17 protein-coding genes are annotated in these 18796 nt (G+C 45.3%); 15 read left to right on the top strand and 2 right to left on the bottom strand.

Features of this window, described 5'->3' with window-relative positions; genetic code table 11:
* Nucleotides 1-3 precede the first annotated feature (3 nt).
* From J2Z66_RS38595 to J2Z66_RS38575, 5 genes are all read left to right on the top strand, one after another.
* The gene (locus tag J2Z66_RS38595) at nt 4-645 is read left to right on the top strand and encodes a pentapeptide repeat-containing protein (RefSeq protein ID WP_209978726.1); all 642 of its coding nucleotides are present in this window, start codon (nt 4-6) and stop codon (nt 643-645) included.
* Between the two features lie 179 nt (nt 646-824).
* The gene (locus J2Z66_RS38590; protein ID WP_209978724.1) at nt 825-2021 is read left to right on the top strand and encodes a GTP-binding protein; all 1197 of its coding nucleotides are present in this window, start codon (nt 825-827) and stop codon (nt 2019-2021) included.
* 27 nt (nt 2022-2048) lie between these two features.
* Entirely contained in the window at nt 2049-2546 is a 498-nt protein-coding gene (locus J2Z66_RS38585; RefSeq protein WP_209978721.1) for a hypothetical protein, read from the top strand.
* Nucleotides 2547-3305: 759 nt separating this feature from the next.
* Complete coding sequence (locus tag J2Z66_RS38580; RefSeq protein WP_209978719.1) at nt 3306-4685, top strand: LLM class flavin-dependent oxidoreductase; 1380 nt, start codon at nt 3306-3308, stop codon at nt 4683-4685.
* Nucleotides 4678-5028, top strand: a complete 351-nt coding sequence (locus tag J2Z66_RS38575) for a VOC family protein (protein ID WP_209978716.1) — start codon at nt 4678-4680, stop codon at nt 5026-5028. The genes J2Z66_RS38580 and J2Z66_RS38575 overlap by 8 nt, the downstream gene beginning before the upstream one ends.
* Before the next feature lie 40 nt (nt 5029-5068).
* Here the strand turns inward: J2Z66_RS38575 and J2Z66_RS38570 are convergent, their stop codons facing one another.
* Nucleotides 5069-5779 carry a hypothetical protein gene (locus tag J2Z66_RS38570; RefSeq protein WP_209978714.1) on the bottom strand — a complete coding sequence of 237 codons (711 nt, stop codon included), beginning with the start codon at nt 5777-5779 and terminating at the stop codon, nt 5069-5071.
* Between the two features lie 5 nt (nt 5780-5784).
* Nucleotides 5785-6624 carry an ATP-binding cassette domain-containing protein gene (locus J2Z66_RS38565; RefSeq protein WP_209978712.1) on the bottom strand — a complete coding sequence of 280 codons (840 nt, stop codon included), beginning with the start codon at nt 6622-6624 and terminating at the stop codon, nt 5785-5787.
* A gap of 273 nt (nt 6625-6897) precedes the next feature.
* On the opposite strand from J2Z66_RS38565, the gene J2Z66_RS38560 reads away from it, so the two are divergent.
* From J2Z66_RS38560 to J2Z66_RS38515, 10 genes are all read left to right on the top strand, one after another.
* Nucleotides 6898-8202: a homocysteine synthase gene (locus J2Z66_RS38560; RefSeq protein ID WP_209978710.1), complete on the top strand. Its 1305-nt coding sequence runs from the start codon at nt 6898-6900 to the stop codon at nt 8200-8202.
* 45 nt (nt 8203-8247) lie between these two features.
* The gene (locus tag J2Z66_RS38555) at nt 8248-9060 is read left to right on the top strand and encodes an ABC transporter permease (RefSeq protein WP_209978709.1); all 813 of its coding nucleotides are present in this window, start codon (nt 8248-8250) and stop codon (nt 9058-9060) included.
* A gap of 64 nt (nt 9061-9124) precedes the next feature.
* Nucleotides 9125-10189 carry an ABC transporter substrate-binding protein gene (locus J2Z66_RS38550; protein WP_209978708.1) on the top strand — a complete coding sequence of 355 codons (1065 nt, stop codon included), beginning with the start codon at nt 9125-9127 and terminating at the stop codon, nt 10187-10189.
* Between the two features lie 12 nt (nt 10190-10201).
* Nucleotides 10202-11569: an LLM class flavin-dependent oxidoreductase gene (locus tag J2Z66_RS38545; RefSeq protein WP_209978706.1), complete on the top strand. Its 1368-nt coding sequence runs from the start codon at nt 10202-10204 to the stop codon at nt 11567-11569.
* A 5-nt stretch (nt 11570-11574) separates the two neighbouring features.
* Entirely contained in the window at nt 11575-12936 is a 1362-nt protein-coding gene (locus J2Z66_RS38540) for an LLM class flavin-dependent oxidoreductase (RefSeq protein WP_209978704.1), read from the top strand.
* A 563-nt stretch (nt 12937-13499) separates the two neighbouring features.
* The gene (locus J2Z66_RS38535) at nt 13500-13958 is read left to right on the top strand and encodes a hypothetical protein (RefSeq protein ID WP_209978702.1); all 459 of its coding nucleotides are present in this window, start codon (nt 13500-13502) and stop codon (nt 13956-13958) included.
* 252 nt (nt 13959-14210) lie between these two features.
* Entirely contained in the window at nt 14211-15002 is a 792-nt protein-coding gene (locus tag J2Z66_RS38530) for a GTP pyrophosphokinase (protein ID WP_209978763.1), read from the top strand.
* Between the two features lie 35 nt (nt 15003-15037).
* Nucleotides 15038-15460: an HD domain-containing protein gene (locus tag J2Z66_RS38525; protein ID WP_209978700.1), complete on the top strand. Its 423-nt coding sequence runs from the start codon at nt 15038-15040 to the stop codon at nt 15458-15460.
* Nucleotides 15461-16736: 1276 nt separating this feature from the next.
* Nucleotides 16737-17420: a response regulator transcription factor gene (locus tag J2Z66_RS38520; protein ID WP_209978698.1), complete on the top strand. Its 684-nt coding sequence runs from the start codon at nt 16737-16739 to the stop codon at nt 17418-17420.
* Nucleotides 17413-18765, top strand: coding sequence for a sensor histidine kinase (locus J2Z66_RS38515; RefSeq protein WP_245376166.1), 1353 nt, complete (start codon nt 17413-17415; stop codon nt 18763-18765). The genes J2Z66_RS38520 and J2Z66_RS38515 overlap by 8 nt, the downstream gene beginning before the upstream one ends.
* The last annotated feature ends 31 nt before the right edge of the window (nt 18766-18796 follow it).

Genomic DNA, 18796 nt, shown 5'->3' with positions numbered 1-18796 from the left:
TAGATGACTATAAAAATTGAATCGCCCAAAATCCCAGCAGGTCTGCCTGACATAACACCATCAGAATTTACGATAGAAAGCGAAGATTGTATGAGCATGGGGGTTATAAGCGACTGCACGATCGATCAACAGGCGGCTCATAAGGTATCGTTTGAAAGAATCATTTTTCGTAATGTAGTTTTTACAGAAATAGCTTGGACTGAGCTTGAGCTGACGGATGTCATTTTTGAAAAATGTGATTTATCCAATATGAATTTTATCGGATCCAATATACATAGGACTGAATTTAAAAATTGTAAGATGATCGGAATTGATTTCACGAATGCCACGCTTAGAAATATAAAGTTTACTAACTGTTTTGGAGATTATGCCTCGTTTCGTTTTGCCAACTTCAAGCAGCTTGTTTTCAAAGAGTGTTCTTTGTGCAGTGCGGATTTTTATGGCTCCGTTTTTGTGAAGGTTGATTTTCAGCGATGCAGCATTGACCGGGCACAATTTTCAAGTGTGAAGCTCGAAGGCATTGATTTAAGTGATTGCGAATTTACCGAATTAGGTGTGGATATTGCAGGTTTGAAAGGATGCACAATTGCGCGCGAGCAAGCTTCCGTCTTTGTAAATATGTTCGGGCTTATTATTAAAGAATAAAATCAAATAATGAACCGGGATTCGGGCTCACTGTCAATGTAAGAAAATTACGGATGGTGGGCCTCTTTTCAAATTAAAATAATTCTGTTATATTTATAATCGTAAATATTACAATTAAAATCATTTGTTGTAGTGGAATCCAGTGGATAATGACTAATAGAAGAAGAGGTGCTATTGTTATGAGTGTGCAAATTGTAGAAGATAAGATTCCTGTAACTGTTCTAAGCGGGTATTTAGGAGCAGGAAAAACGACGATTTTGAATCATGTGCTTAATAATCGCGATGGCTTAAAGGTTGCAGTGATTGTTAATGATTTAAGTGAAATCAATATTGATGCGGATTTGGTGCGTGATGGAGGCGGACTCAGCCGCACAGAAGAAAAGCTCGTGGAAATGTCAAATGGCTGCATCTGCTGCACGCTGCGTGATGACTTGCTTCAGGAAGTGGAGAGGTTGGCTAGGGAAAAACGCTTTGATTATATTTTAATTGAATCTACGGGTATCGGAGAGCCTCTGCCAGTTGCACAGACTTTTACATACGTTGATGAAGACCAGCAGATTGATTTAAGCCAACTGACACGCCTGGACACGATGGTCACTGTGGTTGATGCCTATCACTTTTGGGATGATTACCATACACGGGAAACCTTAAAGGACCGCGGGCAGGAAGTGGGCGAGGACGACACAAGGAATATTGTCCATCTTCTTGTGAACCAGGTTGAATTTTGTGATGTTCTTATTATGAATAAATGTGATATGGTTAGTGAGGAGCAGCTCGAAAAGCTGGAAACCGCATTGCGCGGATTGCAGCCAAGAGCGAAAATCGTTCGTACAGTTCATGGCCAAATTGATCACAAGGAAATACTCAACACACATCTGTTCGACTTTGAGGAAGCAAGTCAATCTGCCGGCTGGATTCAAGAGCTTCAGCGGGATGATCATACACCTGAGACAGAAGAATACGGCATTGCTTCATTTGTATATAGCCGCAAACTCCCTTTTCACCCCGAACGCCTGCTTCAATGGATCGGTAAATGGCCCAAGTCCGTCGTCCGTTCCAAGGGACTGCTCTGGATTGCTACCCGCAATAAAATGGCGGTTTCCTTCAGTCAAGCCGGTATTTCCAGGCAGCTAAGTCCAGCAGGCTTATGGGTGGCGGCCTTATCGGACGATGAGCGGCTTGCTTACTTCGGCAGCGACTTTCCAAAGTCGGCGGATTGGGATGATGTTTGGGGGGATCGGGTAACAAAGCTTGTTTTTATTGGAGTTGAGATGGACCGGGAGGCGATTATCCGTTCATTGGATGAGGCCTTATTGACCGATGAAGAAATGGATAGCAATTGGAGTTCCTTGACGGATCCGCTGCCGAAGTTCTAAGGAAATGTGCTGCGGGGAGTGAAAAAAATGGAAACTGTTAGTGTGAATAACGAGGAAGAAATATTGTTAAGCCATCAGACGAGGGAATTGTGGGTACGCAGGGAACTGGAGGTTGAGGCTTGGGTGAAACGCAGCATGCCACCAGCCATCCGCCCGAAGCAAACTTTGCTGCTAGATGACATTGCTGTGGATGCAGAGCTGTATACAGCTCTGCTGCTGCTTAAACAATTGCAAATACGGACTGAATTTTCCTGCGCAGGTGTAAGTATATTGGATGAGCCAATAGACCATTCACTGTATGCTTACATAACTATTCTTACCACTGAAAATACGGCTGAGCAAACAGAACGATTTGTGCATCATGCGATGCACCGAATGAAGCAACGCTTACTGGTTACATATGAGCCTGAGAGAAACCGGTATGATCTTTCTTCTTTTTTTATTAATCATAATCGTTCCTTCTGCACCTTGATTCAGGGCTGTGCGGAGAGCTTTGCTTTGAAGACGCCTTCGGCGCCGATTTAAGGGATCGCCTGAAACAGCGGACTGTAGATGAAAAACCGACCACAATGTGCATGCGCGAGCCGAAGCGGCAAATGTAGGCGGAAAACCAGGCACAATATGTTTATGCGCGGGGCAGGAGCCGGACGAATGTGGACGGAAGACCGCGCACGTTTGGCCGGCTTAACCTGACAACATGTTGCTCCCCCACCTCTACTCACTATCTGCTACAAATCAAATCGAAAGAACACTCCAGGCAACCCAGACAACCACCAAATATTAGTACGCTTTGACTTCATACTTGTTTTCATTTCAGTTAACGATGATTTTCATCACTAAAGTAGGCATCTTCAGACATTTAGCCTCGATAGTGATGTTTTTCATCGTTAAAGGAGCTATGTAATTGATCTGGAGCCTTTTAATATCAAGGATATGAACCCTGATAACACTTTGAAATACGTATATGCGGGCATCTTACCCTTGGAGAATGTAGAGGCAGTTCTGATTGATGGACATCCGTTTAGATTGCAGGAGTGAAGCACTTCTACGTTCATTCCATTTATGTTTCATTTTCTATATGTTCTTCTATTTTTCATGTTGACAATCCATGTTATGTTTGATATTTTATATTCTAATCATAATTATTCCTATGAATTAAGTGTGAATTAATCTTTGGCTATTTAGGCTGCAGCTGCAGCCATAGGCTTGTCGACCGTATCAACGGAGACATTCTCAAGAGGAGGATGTCTTCTTTGCGTTCACATCAGGAAAAGGGGAATTACGATGGGCAAAAGAATAAAATTAAACGCAGTGGAAGTAGCCTGTCCGATGCAGGACAATCCAGGCTTGTGGGCTTACCCGGGCAACGAGGCGGAGCGCTACAAGGATATGAATTACTGGACGGAGCTGGCACATTTGCTGGAGCGTGGGCGATTTGATGCAGTCTTTATAGGGGATATGCTCGGTGTGTTTGATGTTTATCAGCAAAAACGGGATATTGCTATACGCGACGCGCTGTTTTTCCCTAACTTCGATCCCAGCTTTCTGATTCCGGTTATGGCTAATGTGACGAAGCATTTGAATTTTGCCATCACCTTCTCTATTACTTATGAGCATCCTTATACGCTGGCCCGCAAGATGACTTCTCTGGATCATTTAACGAACGGCCGGGTTGGCTGGAATATGGTAGCCTCTTATTTGAATAGTGCTGCCCGCAATTTTGGCTTGGACGAACAGCTTGGACATGACGAGCGGTATGATCGTGGGGACGAGTTTCTGGAGGTTTGCTATAAGCTGTGGGAAAAAAGCTGGGAGGACGACGCGGTCCTTCGCGATCCCGAAAAGCGCATCTACACCGATCCGGATAAAGTGCATGATATCCAACATGAAGGCAAATATTTCAAGGTTCCTGGTATTCATCTGAGCGAGCCTTCTCCGCAGCGGACCCCTGTATTATTCCAGGCGGGAACTTCCGAACGCGGGCGTGCATTTGCAGCCAGGCATGCGGAATGCATCTTTTTGAATCCTTTGTCGCCTGAGGAGTCACGCTTTGTAGTTGAGGATACGCGTGGCCGGACAGCTAAGGAAGGACGTGATCCGAACAGCGTGCTTTTTTTTCCTAAGCTGACGCCAATTGTTGCGGAGACGGAAGAGGAGGCTTACGCCAAATACCGCTGTTACTTACAGTATACAAGAACAGAAGGGACATTGGCCTTGCTTTCTGCATGGACCGGGATTGATTTCTCAACCTTCGATCAGGACGAATTGCTGGCTTTTATTGAGAAAAGTAAAGAGGGCCGCACGTATTTGCTGGATCATTTTGAAAAGGAAAAAAATTGGTCGGTACGCAAACTGTCTAAGTTTTTCGCTTTTGGCGGGCTTGGAGCACTAACAATTGGAACGCCACAGCAGATTGCCGATAAAATGGAGTATTTCGTCGATGAGCTGGGTGTGGATGGCTTTAATATTGCCTATATTACTAAGCCTCAAAGCTTGAAGGATTTTATCGATTTAGTTGTCCCGGAGCTGCAGCGCCGCGGCAGGGTACAGAAGGAGTATGGAGAAGGCACTTTTCGAGAAGTACTATTTGAGCAAAATGCCCGGCTGCCGCAGCACCACCCAGGCGGCAAGCACCGGATACAAGGAGGAGTTTCCAATGGCTAAAAGAATTCACATCTCCATCAATGTAACGAATCTGCACAATGCTTTAGCTTTTTACCGTCTTTTTCTGGATGCAGAACCAACTAAAGAGACAGAGGATTTTGCAAAATTTGAGCTGGATGTACCTAATTTGAACCTGGCGCTTAATGTCATTCCCTTTGAAAAAGGCAAGGGTACGCTAAATCATGCCGGCTTTCAAGTTAACAATGCAGAAGAGGTGCAGGCTTTTGGGGAGCGTTTGGAGCGTGCCCAGCTTTCTCCTGTATTCGGGAAGAGCGTAGCGGAGAAGCATAAGGTTTGGGCGTATGATCCGGACGGGAACGAATGGGAAGTATTTTTTGAGTAGCCTTTTGGGAGCAAGAACTATTTTTTACGATGAACCGTGTTTACTTCCCTCTAGACTCAAATTTTCTCCGTTTCATTACGACAAGAAAAAATACGTTCAACATAATGGCGTATAGCAGAGGTGAAAGCAGGGATGTAAGCAAGGAAGTATTAGATACGTTGGTATAATTACTAAGCAGAGAAATAATCATTCTTAAAGGTGGGATCAACCAGGAAAGGAAAGCTGGCATGATAGTAACAATCCCTTGTCCAGCTAATGAAATAGTTATAACTAGACCGAGACCGAGAAATGACATTAGTCCTGTTTTGAACAATTTTTGGTTAAACCATGCTGCCAGCGAAATTCCAAGCAGTGCTGCTAGTTCATGGCTTGCAAATGCCACGCCAATTTCTTGAAAGGAAGGCTGATGGTCAAATTTGTTGAAAAGTATGGGGTAAGTCATGGCGATTATGGATACTGGAAGTGTAAATAACCATATGTATAACAGTTTACATGTATATAAGAGTGTGAGGCTTCGGGCATGCAGAAAGGTTACGATCTGTTGTGTTTCATCTTCATGATCTATAAATCCATAACAAAGCCAGGCTGAAATAATAAAAAGCAGCGTAGAGGTGATAGCATAGCTATCCATAACTGGAGTAGGGACAACCCAATAGATGAACAGAATAATAATGAAATAGATCGCAAGCGGCGCGACATAACGGAACGAGCGATGATAGTATTGATGATAATAATACAACATAGGCAGCATAGTACTTATCCTTTCTTAGTTACCTCAATAATAGATCCGCCAGCCTGAAGTATCGCTAAAAGTAAAGTATCAGCTTCAAGAGCATTCACACGATAATAGGTAGCTCCATGCTCATGATAACTAGACAAAATACTAGGATGCTGAAAAAGATGATGAGCTTGCTGTAATTCTGGAAACTTACATACAATCAGCATGGTAGCCTCCGCAGCACTTAGATGATTACTCTCAAAGAGAGAAGCGTCCTTTACGGTAATCATTCTATCGGCTAACTGTTCAAGTAAATGGAGTTCATGTGTGGAAATTACTATTGTAACATGCTGCTTTTTTAAGTGTTCTAGTACATTTACCATTTCTATCATAGTTGCAGCGTCTAACCCGGAGAAGGGCTCGTCAAGCAGAAGCAAATCAGGCTTCGATAAAGCAGCTTGCATCATATTTACTTTCTGGAGCATACCTTTTGAAAAATATCGCATAGGCTGATCATCCAGCTTCAAACGAAAAAGGGAATGCAATTCCAAAATACGCTGCTTAAGGGCATTCTTTTCGATCCTCTGAATGGATCCCATATGCATTAAATATTCCATAGAACTAAATCTATGTTTAGGAAAGCGGTCCGGCATGTAACTTATGAAAGGTGTATGCAACCCGCTAACTATGCGTTGTCCTGATGTGGGGTCAATAAAACCGCCTATTATTTTAATGAGCGTACTTTTTCCCGATCCATTACTCCCTTGCAAGATTAAGGTTTGTCCACTATGGATCGTTAGTGAAACCGAAGAGAGTACAAGCCTGCTGGAATATTTTTTTGTAATATCAGCTAAGGTTACTAGTGGTACTGCAGTCAAATCGCATCCTCCTGTTCGAAATCAACTAGCACATAAATGCCTATTAGCTTAATAATTTTACTGCTAGAGTAATATTGTAACACATTAAAAAATAGCTTGCAGGGAGTTCAGCGATGTGATATCATGCATTTATTCATACTAAATGCATAGGAATAATAAGTATTAATTTCATATCGCAGACCGCATATATTGCTGATCAGTCAACTGAAGGCACTTCACTTATTTGTGAGGTGCTTTTTGCTTTTTTACTAACTAACTCAAAGGAGTGTTACTATGTCCAATCAAGATCAAGGTCAACATTCATATCAACCCGAAACTTTAGCTGTTCATGCTGGTCAGGAAATTGACCCGACTACATTTTCAAGGGCTGTGCCTCTATACCAGACTACCTCTTATGGATTTAAAGATACGGAGCATGCCGCTAATTTATTTGCATTAAAAGAATTTGGCAATATTTACACGCGAATCACAAATCCAACCACTGATGTTTTTGAGAAAAGGGTTGCTGCTTTGGAAGGCGGCGCAGCTGCATTGGCAGTAGCATCAGGGCAGGCAGCCATCACTTATTCCATCTTAAATATTGCAGGAGCGGGTGATGAAATTGTATCTGCGACTAGCCTCTATGGCGGCACGTACAACTTGTTTTCAACCTCGCTTCCTAAACTAGGCATTAAAGTGAATTTCGTCGATCCCTCTGATCCGGAAAATTTCCGTGCAGCCATCAATGACAAGACGAAGGCCATATTTGCGGAAACGATAGGCAATCCGAAAGGGGATATCCTGGACATTGAACGGGTAGCTGAGATTGCTCATGAGTATGGCATCCCGCTTATCGTAGACAATACGTTTGCAACGCCTTATCTGCTTCGGCCTATTGATTATGGTGCTGATATTGTCGTACACTCGGCTACCAAATTTATCGGCGGCCATGGTACTTCCATTGGTGGCATTATCGTAGACGGAGGGAAATTCGACTGGAAAACGAGTGACAGATTTCCCGGCTTAACCGAACCGGACCCTAGCTACAATGGTGTGGTCTACACCGAAGCCGTCGGACCTATTGCCTATATTATCAAGGCACGTGTCCAACTGCTGCGTGATCTTGGGGCAGCCATATCGCCATTCAATTCATTTTTGCTAATTCAAGGCCTGGAAACTCTGCATTTGCGGGTTGAGCGCCATAGTGAGAATGCACTTAAAGTCGCGGAGTTTCTCGAAGCTCATGATTTGGTAGAGTGGGTCAACTATTCGGGTCTGAAAAGCCACGCTTCCCATTCATTGGCTCAAAAGTATTTGCCTAAAGGGCAGGGTGCGATATTAACCTTTGGCATCAAAGGTGGCTTGGAGGCTGGCAAGAAATTAATTCATGCCGTCAAGCTGTTCTCTCATCTGGCGAATGTGGGAGACTCTAAATCGTTGATTATCCATCCGGCAAGCACAACCCATCAGCAGCTATCCGAGGAAGAGCAGCAAGCCGCCGGAGTATCGAGCGGGCTGATCCGAATATCGGTCGGTACAGAAGCAATCGGAGATATTATCTACGATCTGGAGCAGGCTCTGGAGGCTGCGCAGCAATAAGGTGATCAGGTAATCAATCAGCAAGATTATACAACAAGAGGAGGTATGAAGGTGGCCAGCAAGCAAGCTCTACGCTCCCGTCTGCGGACGGGAGTTCTTCCCCCGTTGATTGCTTTTGTCGTGTTTGTTGGCATTTGGCAATTTGGTGTCAGCCTATTGAACCTTCCCCCGTATTTGCTGCCGAAGCCGACCGACATCATGAAAGCGGCGGTTGAAAACAGGAGCCTGCTCTTAAGTGCTGTAATGACGACAGCTATGGAGTCCATTCTCGGATTTGTGCTCAGTGTCGTCCTCGGTGTATCCGGAGCCATTCTCCTGGCTGCTTCCAAAACGATAGAAAGAGGCATCTACCCCTATGCGGTCATCCTCCAAACGATTCCGATCGTAGCGATCGCTCCGATTATCGTGATTTGGCTCGGCTCGGGCTTGAATGCCATTGTTGCGATTACATTCTTGATCGGATTTTTCCCGATGCTGTCCAATTCACTTATCGGGTTAAATTCGACAGAGCAAAACTTAAAAAATTTATTTCAGCTGTATTCCGCGTCACGCTGGCAAACGATGTGGAGACTACGGATTCCGGCGGCACTGCCGTATGTCGTAGCCGGATTGAAAATATCCTGCACACTGGCCGTCATCGGAGCTATCGTAGGTGAATATATCGCCGGAATCGGTGGAGGAAAAGGAGGGCTTGGATTTTCAATCACCAATGCCGCTTTGCGGCTGCAGATCCCTTATTTATTTGCTTGCGGGCTGGCAGCATCAGCGCTAGGCATTGCTTTCTTTCTGCTTATTAATGCTTTATCGAAGCTATTGCTTAGCTCCTGGCACGAATCGGAAATGAAACAAGAGTATTAAAAACAGAGAATAAAATAGGGATATGAAAAAGGAATATGAAACGAACATCGGAGGGAAATACAACATGAAAACAAAAAATGTGCTTGCTATCCTATCTATCATCCTTATATTATCGGCCTTCTTGTCCGCTTGCGGCAATAAAAAAGAAGCAGCGACTTCTCCAGCTCCAACCCCTAAGAGCTCTGCTGCCGCGGCAACGGTCAAGCCCACAGAAACTCCCGTACCTAGTGCTCCAACTGAGCAGGTAAAATTGAAACAAATTCTCGACTGGTTTCCCCAGCCTACGCATGGCGGCCTATATGCAGCCTTGCAAAAAAACTTTTATAAGGATGCTGGGTTAGACGTTACGCTTGAGCCGGGTGGACCGCAGGTTTCAGCGACGCAAATTGTCGCCTCCGGCAAAGCAGAGTTTGGCATCACAGGTGGAGACGTAGTACTCCAGGCCCGTGAGGAAGGCGTTCCGATTATTGCGGTTGCTGCCCTGCTGCAGGATAGCCCGGCCGCGCTCTTTTTTCATAAGGGAGAGAATATCAAAACCTTCGAAGATTTGAATGGCCGCAAGGTTCAAGCCCTGCTTTTCGCCGCCTATTGGCAGTATGTAAAAAGCGCATTTAAGCTGGATAAGGTCGAGGAAATTAATTTTACCGGCCAGTATGCCAATTTCATTGCGGATAAATCCTCGGTTATTCAAGGCTATATTACGAACACCCCGGAATATTTGAAAGCGCAGGGGGTTGAGTTTGACTATTTGCAAGTATCAAGCTCAGGTTATGCACCATATATGAGCGTGATTTTTACAACAGAAAAATTTGCTAAGGAGCACCCGGAAACGGTTAAAGCTTATGTCGAAGCAACAATAAAAGGCTGGAATTACTATAAGGACAGCGCCCCGGAAATCCATCCGGCCATCGTTGCGGCCAATTCAAGTCAAACGGTTGAAAGTCTGAATATAGAAGCCGTAGCACAGACGGATTTCGTATATGGCGGCGATGCGAAGGAGCATGGCGTTGGCTACATGACAGCTGAGCGCTGGAATAAATTAATTGGTCAGCTGGCCGATACAGGTGTATTGAAGAAAAAGGTTGATGCTTCCGAAGTGTTTACTACCGAATTTTTGCCGAAGCAGTAGAGGAGCTAACCGATGAAAAAAAGATTAAGATTGAACGCTATCGAAATGTTTAATCCAACGGATACGCCGGGATTTTGGCGGCATCCTGAGGATGAAGGGCACCGGTACAAGGATGCGGATTATTGGGTGGAGCTGGCGCAACTGCTGGAACGCGGACGCTTTGATTCCGTTCTGCTGGCTGATGTGCTAGGTCAATATGATGTTTATCATAATAGTGTGACCCCTGCTTTGCAGCATGCCATTCAGGCACCAATCAATGATCCTACCTATCTGATTCCGATTATGTCTCAAGTCACCGAGCATCTTGGATTTACAGTGACGATCTCGACGACCTATGATCATCCGTATTCACTGGCACGAAGAATTTCCACATTGGATCATTTGACTAAGGGACGTGTGGGTTGGAATATTGTCACATCGTTTCTCACTACAGCGGCGAAAAACTTCGGGTTGGATGAGCAAATGAGCAGCGAAGAGCGTTATGAGCGCTGTGAAGAATATATGGAAGTAGTTTATAAGCTTTGGGAAACGAGCTGGGAGCAAGACGCGGTAGTTCGTGATATTGAGCGGAACATATACACTGACCCCTCTAAGGTTCACAAGATCGAGCATCATGGCAAGCATTTCAAGGTGCCGGGTATTCATCTTTGCGAACCGTCAGCGCAGCGTACACCGGTATTGTTCCAGGCAGGATCCTCCAATGCTGGCAGAAGTTTTGCCGCGCGTCATGCGGAGTGTGTATTTTTGAATAACCCGACGACTGAGGGGACCAGAGATGTGGTGCTGGATGTTCAGAGCCGGGCGAGAAAAGCCGGGAGGGACCCGGACAGCTTTCTATTCCTCCCCAAGATCACAGTAATCGTCGGAGCCACGGAAGCAGAAGCCAAGCGGAAATACCAGGATGGCTTGCAGTATTCCAGCTCGGAAGGACTGCTTACGATGCTGGCAGGCTGGTCGGGGATCGATTTCTCCAAGTACGGTCCCGATAAGCTGCTCGAATTCGTCAAAAGTGGTGACAGCCGATCGATCGTCGAGTTCCTGAACAATAATCCGGACAAAAAATGGACAGCAGACGAATTAGCGAATCTTTATACGTATGGGGCTACAACGCTCTTGGTCGGCGCTCCTGAGCAGATCGCTGATCAATTGGAACAGTTTGCCGATGAAACCGGTGTAGATGGCTTCAGCATTTCTTATATCACCCGCCCGGGCAGCATTCGGGATTTTGTCGACATGGTCGTTCCAGAGCTTCAGCGCCGCGGCCGAGTACAAACCGAGTACGAGGAAGGTACCTTCCGTCAAAAGCTGTTTGGCAAAGGCAGCTCTGGCTATATACCGGAAGGGCATCCCGGAAAAGCTTTTTCCTATGCGTATAGGTGAGCCTGATGACCAAGCGGATAAAGCTCAATTTTGTGGAAAAAAACTGCCCGATCCTCGACAACCCGGGACTCTGGACATATCCGGAAAGCGAAGCGCACCGGCATGGCGATTTAAGCTATTGGATGGAGCTGGCGGTGCTGTTGGAGCAAGCTAAGTTCGACGGGATCTTTCTTGGGGATGCGTTGGGCACCTTTGATACTTATAAAGGGGGCAGGGATACTGCTATTCTCGAAGGGATCAGTATGCCGATCCACGATCCAACGTATTTAATCCCTGCTATGGCCTCGGTGACCCGTCATCTAGGCCTCGCGGTTACTTGCTCGCTGACATACGATCACCCTTATGCGCTGGCGAGGAAAATGTCCACGCTCGATCATCTCACGAAAGGGAGAATCGGCTGGAATATCGTGACCTCCAATTTGGACAGTGCCGCAAGAAACTTTGGCTATGACCAGCAAATAGAGCATGACAGCAGGTATGATCGCGGCGATGAGTTTCTTGAGGTTTGCTACAAGCTGTGGGAGAAAAGCTGGGAAGACGGAGCCGTAGTCCGGGATATCCCGAACCGGATGTATACGAATCCGGCCAAGGTTCACGATATTGCTCATAAAGGTACTTATTTTCAGGTGCCAGGCATTCATTTGTGTGAGCCTTCGCCGCAGCGAACGCCGGTCTTGTTCCAGGCCGGATCTTCACATCGGGGCAGGGAATTCGCGGCCAAGCATGCCGAGTGTAATTTTCTTAACGCTGTTACCGTGGAAGAAACCCGTTATCTGATCCGTGATGTGCGGGCTAAGGCAGAAAAATATGGCCGGGAAGCAGGCGATATTCTCTTTTTCCCAAGAATTGTACCTGTAGTAGGTGCTACTGATGAAGAGGCTCAGCAAAAAATTGACCGTTATTTACAGCATCTGAGCACGGAAGGTACATTAGCACTGCTGTCCTCATGGACTGGAATCGATTTATATGGCTACACGCCTGAGAGATTGTACGAGCTTATTGCCGGAAAATCGGGTGGAAATGGCTATATTACTGACTATTTGCGTCGTGCCCAGCAGGATAAACAGTGGACCATGGAGGAGTTAGCCCGACTATACGCCTTCGGCGGCCTTGGCAATGTAATTGTCGGCTCACCCGGGCGAATCGCTGATCATATGGAGTCGTTTATACAGCAAACGGGAGCGGACGGGTTTAATCTTGGTTACATTACCCGTTCTGAAAGTGTGACCGACTTTGTCCATCAAGTCATACCCGTGCTGCAGCGCAGAGGACTCGTACAATCTGAATACCGTGAGGGCACTTACCGGGAGAAGCTTTTTGCTCACCAAGCAGGCTTGCCCCGGAGTCATCCTGGTGCACAAGTATAGGCAAAACAAAGGCCGCAGGCATAGGATATTTTGTTGAAAATAAGTATAAGTTTTCGGGGGAGGTCTAAAGTCTCCTCCTTTTTGCTGCGCAATTTTTATGATAGGGAGCACTTTGTTAACAGCGGCTGGAGCCACAGCCATTCCCTCCCTCCATGCAGCAACGTCACGAACACGCTCATCAAAGGACGCCGCATGGCGTTTTGCTTAAATGCTTAAATGCTTACAAGATAAGAATGTTTAAGTGCTTTACAGTGATAAAGCATATAAGGTAGAAGAGCATACCCCGAAGCAGTCCGCCCTCCGTCGAAAACGAGCGTGTGCTTCATTTAACGATGATTTTGTGGCTGTCGATTAACTGTGAACAAAAAATAGACGTGCCAAGCCTTCTTGATTAATATACATGTTTATTTCCACTACTCTTTTTCCCTACCTATAGCCTACATGCCAATAAGAACCAACCATGGCGGACAAAAAGATGCATAATCACATCATTTATGGACCCGAATGCACCCCTAAAAGGAAATTGCTGCGAATCTGCAGGATTTTAGGCGTCTCTTGTCCGTTTGAGCGCTCCAAGTGACTATTTTCCTGCACTTTTGCAGCAATTCTCGGCCAATACCCGATTTGAGGTGAAAAATCCTGCACTTTTGCAGCCTTTACTTTGGGTACAGTCCAAGGCTGCTGAGAGGCGAGTTTTGATCGATTTCAGTGGGAGTTTGAGTTATGCCGAGTTAATCGACAGCCTCATTTTCATAGTTAAAGTAGCAGATCCTCTCGGTTGTGAGCGCTGGCGGGACCGTTCTTCAGTCCCAGCGGCTTGGCCAGCTGGCCAAGCCGCTGGGAAATCCCCTCCGATCCAGAGAAAAACCCTTGCTGGCAGTCCGTTTGAGCGTGGTGTTCGTGCGATTCGTGCGAATGTAGCTAATGAGAGGGAATGGCTGTGGGTGGAAGAGCGGAAGCGTCCGCCTTTAAAGATTTGTTCCCACCTCTGCATCCATCCATTCAATGTAACAAATCTTTAACAGCGGCTGGAGCCCACAGCTATTCCCTCCGCAATGTACCAAATTCACGAACACGCACATCAAAGGACGTCGCAAGGCTTTTTCTTAGTTGTAGATTGTGACAGCTTTATTCAACTTTTTTAACCTTTTTGCTGTCCAATTGTATAATCGGTTGAATTGAATTTGATTTTCCACTAAGGTTTATATTAAGCTTTGCTTATTACTACAATTTGCAACAATAAAAAATGTAAGAGGTCAGGACGGGATGAAATGATGAATCCGCTGCAAGTCGATCAATTCAAAAAGTTTAAGAATGAAATTACCCGCTTTATGATGGTATACAAGTTTGCTTTGGATGCGATGGAAACCAAAATCGAAATATTACAAGAGGAGTTTCATTTTCTGCATGATTATAATCCTATTGAAAATACGAAATCCCGGTTGAAATCACCTGAAAGTATTATCAAAAAGCTCTACAGAAAGGGCTTTGACATTTCCTTCTCCAGCATTAAAAACAATATTAAAGATATTGCAGGGTTGCGTATTACTTGTTCCTTCATTTCTGACATATACCGGATTAGTGAGATGCTGAGAAATCAGCATGACCTGAAAATCCTTGAAGTGAAAGATTACATTAAAACCCCTAAGCCCAACGGCTATCAAAGCCTTCATATGTTGATCGAAATACCTATTTTTATGTCCGATCGACAGGAGCTTGTATGTATTGAAGTGCAAATCAGAACGATAGCTATGGATTTTTGGGCGAGTCTGGAGCATAAGATTTTCTATAAATACAATCAGGCTGTGCCTCCGCGGCTGCTGCAGGAATTGAAAGAAGCGGCAGATTCGGCATCTCTGTTGGATCAACAGATGGAACGTCTGCACAGGGAAATAGAAGAAATCAAAGAAGAACAAATGGAAGATGCTGAAGAGGAATTGAAACGGATCATTATTAATGATCAGCAGTTCTCTTTACCGGCGGCTTTGTTGGCGCTGATCGATACTGGGTCTGTAAAAGTAGATGTAGAGGGTGAAGTGAAAGTAGAGTTGCCGCCCGCTCCATAAGGAGCGGTTTCAGGGGAAAAGGGGGAGAGACTAGGATGAGTTCATTGGAGAAAGCCATTATTCTCGCCACCCGTGCACATGAAGGGCAAATCGATAAAGGCGGGAATCCTTACATCCTGCACCCTCTTCGAGTTATGCAGCGGGTTGCTTCTCCAGAAGCACGCATGGCTGCGGTTCTTCATGATGTACTTGAGGATACGAATGTAAGTGCAGAACAATTGGTGCTGGAAGGCTTTACAGCTGAAGTGGTTGATGCTGTGGTTGCACTGAGCCGGAACGCCGACGAAGATTACTTCGACTTTGTTCTAAGAGCTAAGCGCAATCCGATTGCCCGCCAAGTAAAAATCGCAGATATTCAGGACAACATGGATTTGACCCGGATTATGAATACTACGGCCAAAGATATGGAGAGAATAGCCAAATATGAGAAGGCTCTTAAAGAGCTGTTAGCAGACTAACTCCGGAAAAAAATGTTCTTCGAATGTTCTCATAATTATGTATGTAATTGAGAATTGGTATCAATCATATCTGGATCATATCTGGTTACGGAAAAGAGAATATGGCGACGAACCTATCTGGGAATCTTTGTTGCAGCTCGAGGACTTTCTTGGCTACTATTGGCGACGCTTGGCGATGTTAAACATTGATACTTGTCCAAAAGTTAGCTTAAAGTGAAATGTATTTTTTATTATGGAGGTAGTTACTACTTTAACGATGAAAAACATCACTATCGAGCCAGAATCTCGCGAGAGATCTCCTTTAGCGATGAAAAACATCGTTAAAGTATCGGAAGTTAGCTGAAAGAGGAAAAAATGGCTACTTTAATGATGAAAAACATCGCTATCGAGCTCAAATTACGGTAGATGCCAACGTTAGCGATGAAAAACATCGTTAACTGCAAAAAAAGGCTGGCTAGGCGAGTCAAGCGAACACATCTTTAACAGCGGTTGGAACCAACATCCATCTCCTCCGCAACGCACTCAAGTCTCGGAAACGCTCCTCAAAAGACGCACCAAGGCGTGTTTATTACACTCTGGTTTGCAACGCACTGCCCGCAAGTGGTAAAATTGTCACGATAACCAGGAAGCAAAGTCCGCATAAATCGCGGACTTTTTATTTTGTGAGCTTATTTAGTAAGTATAAGTTTTTTGGGTGATGCCTGGAGTGGAAATTTCCGAATACACAGTGAGCGTACGCCACTTAACGATGTTTTTCATCGTTAAAGTAAGGATGTGTAACCAGTGCTTTTAGCGATGAAAATCATCGTTAAAGTAGTAGATCCTCTCGGTTGTGCCCGCTGGCGCGGCCGATCTTCACTCCCAGCGGCTTGGCCCGCCGGAAAATCTCCTTCAATCCAGAGAAAAACCCTTGCTGGCTGTCCGTTTGAGCTTGTTGTTCATGCGATTTGATGCGATTAGTGCAAGTGTAGCTAAAGAGAGGGAAGGGCTGTGGGAGGAAGAGCGGTAGCGTCCGCCTTTAAAGATTTGTTCCTACCTCCTTATGTATACCATTCAAGGGAACAAATCTTTAACAGCGGCTGGAGCCCACAGCCATTCCCTCCGCAACGCACTCACGTCACGAACACGCTCATCTAAGGACGCCGCAAGGCGTCATTTGTAACCTGACGTACACATTGAGTTCACTTTTCTTGTGTAATATTTTATATTACATGATTTACATGACTTACATGACTTTTTGATGGAGTTTAGAGGCAGAACAGGGGAGATCACGATCATGACAACCGTTTTGGTAGTAGATGATGAGGCACATATCCGTGAATTGGTAAGGCTTTATTTGGAGGATGAGGGGATGGATGTTGTTGAGCAATCCAATGGAGAGGATGCGTGGAATTATGTAACACAGTTTCCGGTCGATTTGGTCGTGTTGGATGTGATGATGCCGCATATGGATGGCTGGGAGCTGTGCCGCAGACTTAGGGATTCGGGGGACAAGCCTTTATTGATGATTACTGCGAAGGGGGAGCCTACGGATAAAATCAAAGGGTTTCAGCTCGGAACGGATGATTATTTGGTCAAGCCTTTTGAGCCGATGGAGCTGGTTATGCGTGTCAAGGCTTTGCTTAAGCGATACCGGATATCAACCTCGCAGATTATTAAACTGGGAAAAGTCGTGCTGGATAAGCAGAGTTATACGGTTATTTTCGAACATACGGGCCAAACGGCGACGCTTCCTCTTAAGGAATTTGAGCTGCTTTATAAATTAGCCAGCTACCCGGGTCAATTGTTCACACGTGATATGCTCATCCAGCAATTATGGGGGTATGAGTATGATGGAGACCAGCGGACCGTTGATACGCACATCAAACGTTTGCGGGAACGTTTTGTTGAATATGGGGATGACTTCCGAATTGTAACGCACCGCGGGCTCGGATACCGGTTAGAGGTACTCCATGATTAAATCGCTTTATGTGCGAGTGGTTCTCACTTTTCTGGGTGTTATTTTAATGAGTCTTGTGCTTACTGTCGTCGTGGATTATTGGTTTTATGGCAAAAAATTAGAATTGGAAAAGCAAGACAGTTTAATTGTGGGTGGCAAAGCGATTATCCACTCCATTGAAGAGTCGGATCAGGCTAGCCTGGAGGCTATTATGCAAGGGTTGATGGCGATTCCTGTATATACGCTCAAAATTTATACGGAGGATAAGCTGCTGTTTGAAAGCATCCTGCCGAACAGTGAAGAGATCCAAATCAGCACTGAACAGCTAGAATATGTGCTTAAGGGTGGCGTGTACCGCAGTGATTTCGGTCCTGGCAAAGTGATGATTGGACTTCCTTTTCAAGTGAAAGGATTACCACACGCTTTATTTATTGCTCCTAGGGAAGAATTTCTGCTCGGAGGCTTAGCCCAGCTTTCTATTATCCTTTTTTTCGGCTGTGTGCTGATTCTGATTGCGGCCAGATATATCGTGACACCGCTTCAGCGTCTGACAAGAGCGACCCGCAGAATGGCAAAGGGCGATTTCAGCATTCAATTACAGACGAAACGGAAGGATGAAATCGGACAGCTGACCGCAAGCTTCAATCAAATGGCCAAGGAATTAGGCATGCTGGAGCAGATCAGGCAGCAGTTTGTATCCAATGTGTCTCATGAAATCCAGTCCCCGCTTACTTCAATTAAAGGCTTCACACAAGCGCTTATGCACAAAAAAATGGATGAACCTGCCCGCATCCGCCTGCTGAGCATCATTGAAGAGGAAAGCATGCGGCTTTCCCGCTTGAGCGAGTCACTACTTCAATTGTCTTCCCTGGAAAGTGAGCATCTTCAGCTGCATCCCCGTCATTATCCGCTCGATGAGCAGCTAAGAAAAGTCGTTATCGCCTATGAGCCGCAATGGACAGCTAAAAAACTAAATGTAGAGCTTGAATTAGATGAAATCGATATATGCGCGGATGAGGACAGACTGAATCAGTTATGGAATAACTTGCTCAGTAATTGTATCAAATTTACGGGTGAAGGCGGAACGGTCCAGATCAGCGCAGCTAAAAAGAAAGACCAGATTGTTGTAGCCTTTACGGATAGCGGCAAAGGTATACCGGAAGCTGAATTCAGCTCTATTTTCAAAGCCTTTTACAAGGTGGACAAATCCAGAGATGGTTCGGTGCACGGGAGCGGCATTGGCCTGTCGATAGTTAAGCGTATTGCGGATCTGCACCAAAGCGACATACAAGTTTCCAGCCGTGTAGGTGAGGGAACGAAGTTTACAGTTACTCTCCCTGAAGCTCCTCTAGAAGAAAAAATGTAACCTGACGTTCACAGTGCGGACAAATTCAAAG

The sequence above is a fragment of the Paenibacillus eucommiae genome (genome assembly GCF_017874215.1).
Lineage (GTDB): Bacteria > Bacillota > Bacilli > Paenibacillales > NBRC-103111 > Paenibacillus_AI > Paenibacillus_AI eucommiae.
The sequence above is the reverse complement of the archived record's forward strand: the minus strand, read 5'-3'. Positions and strand labels throughout refer to the sequence as shown.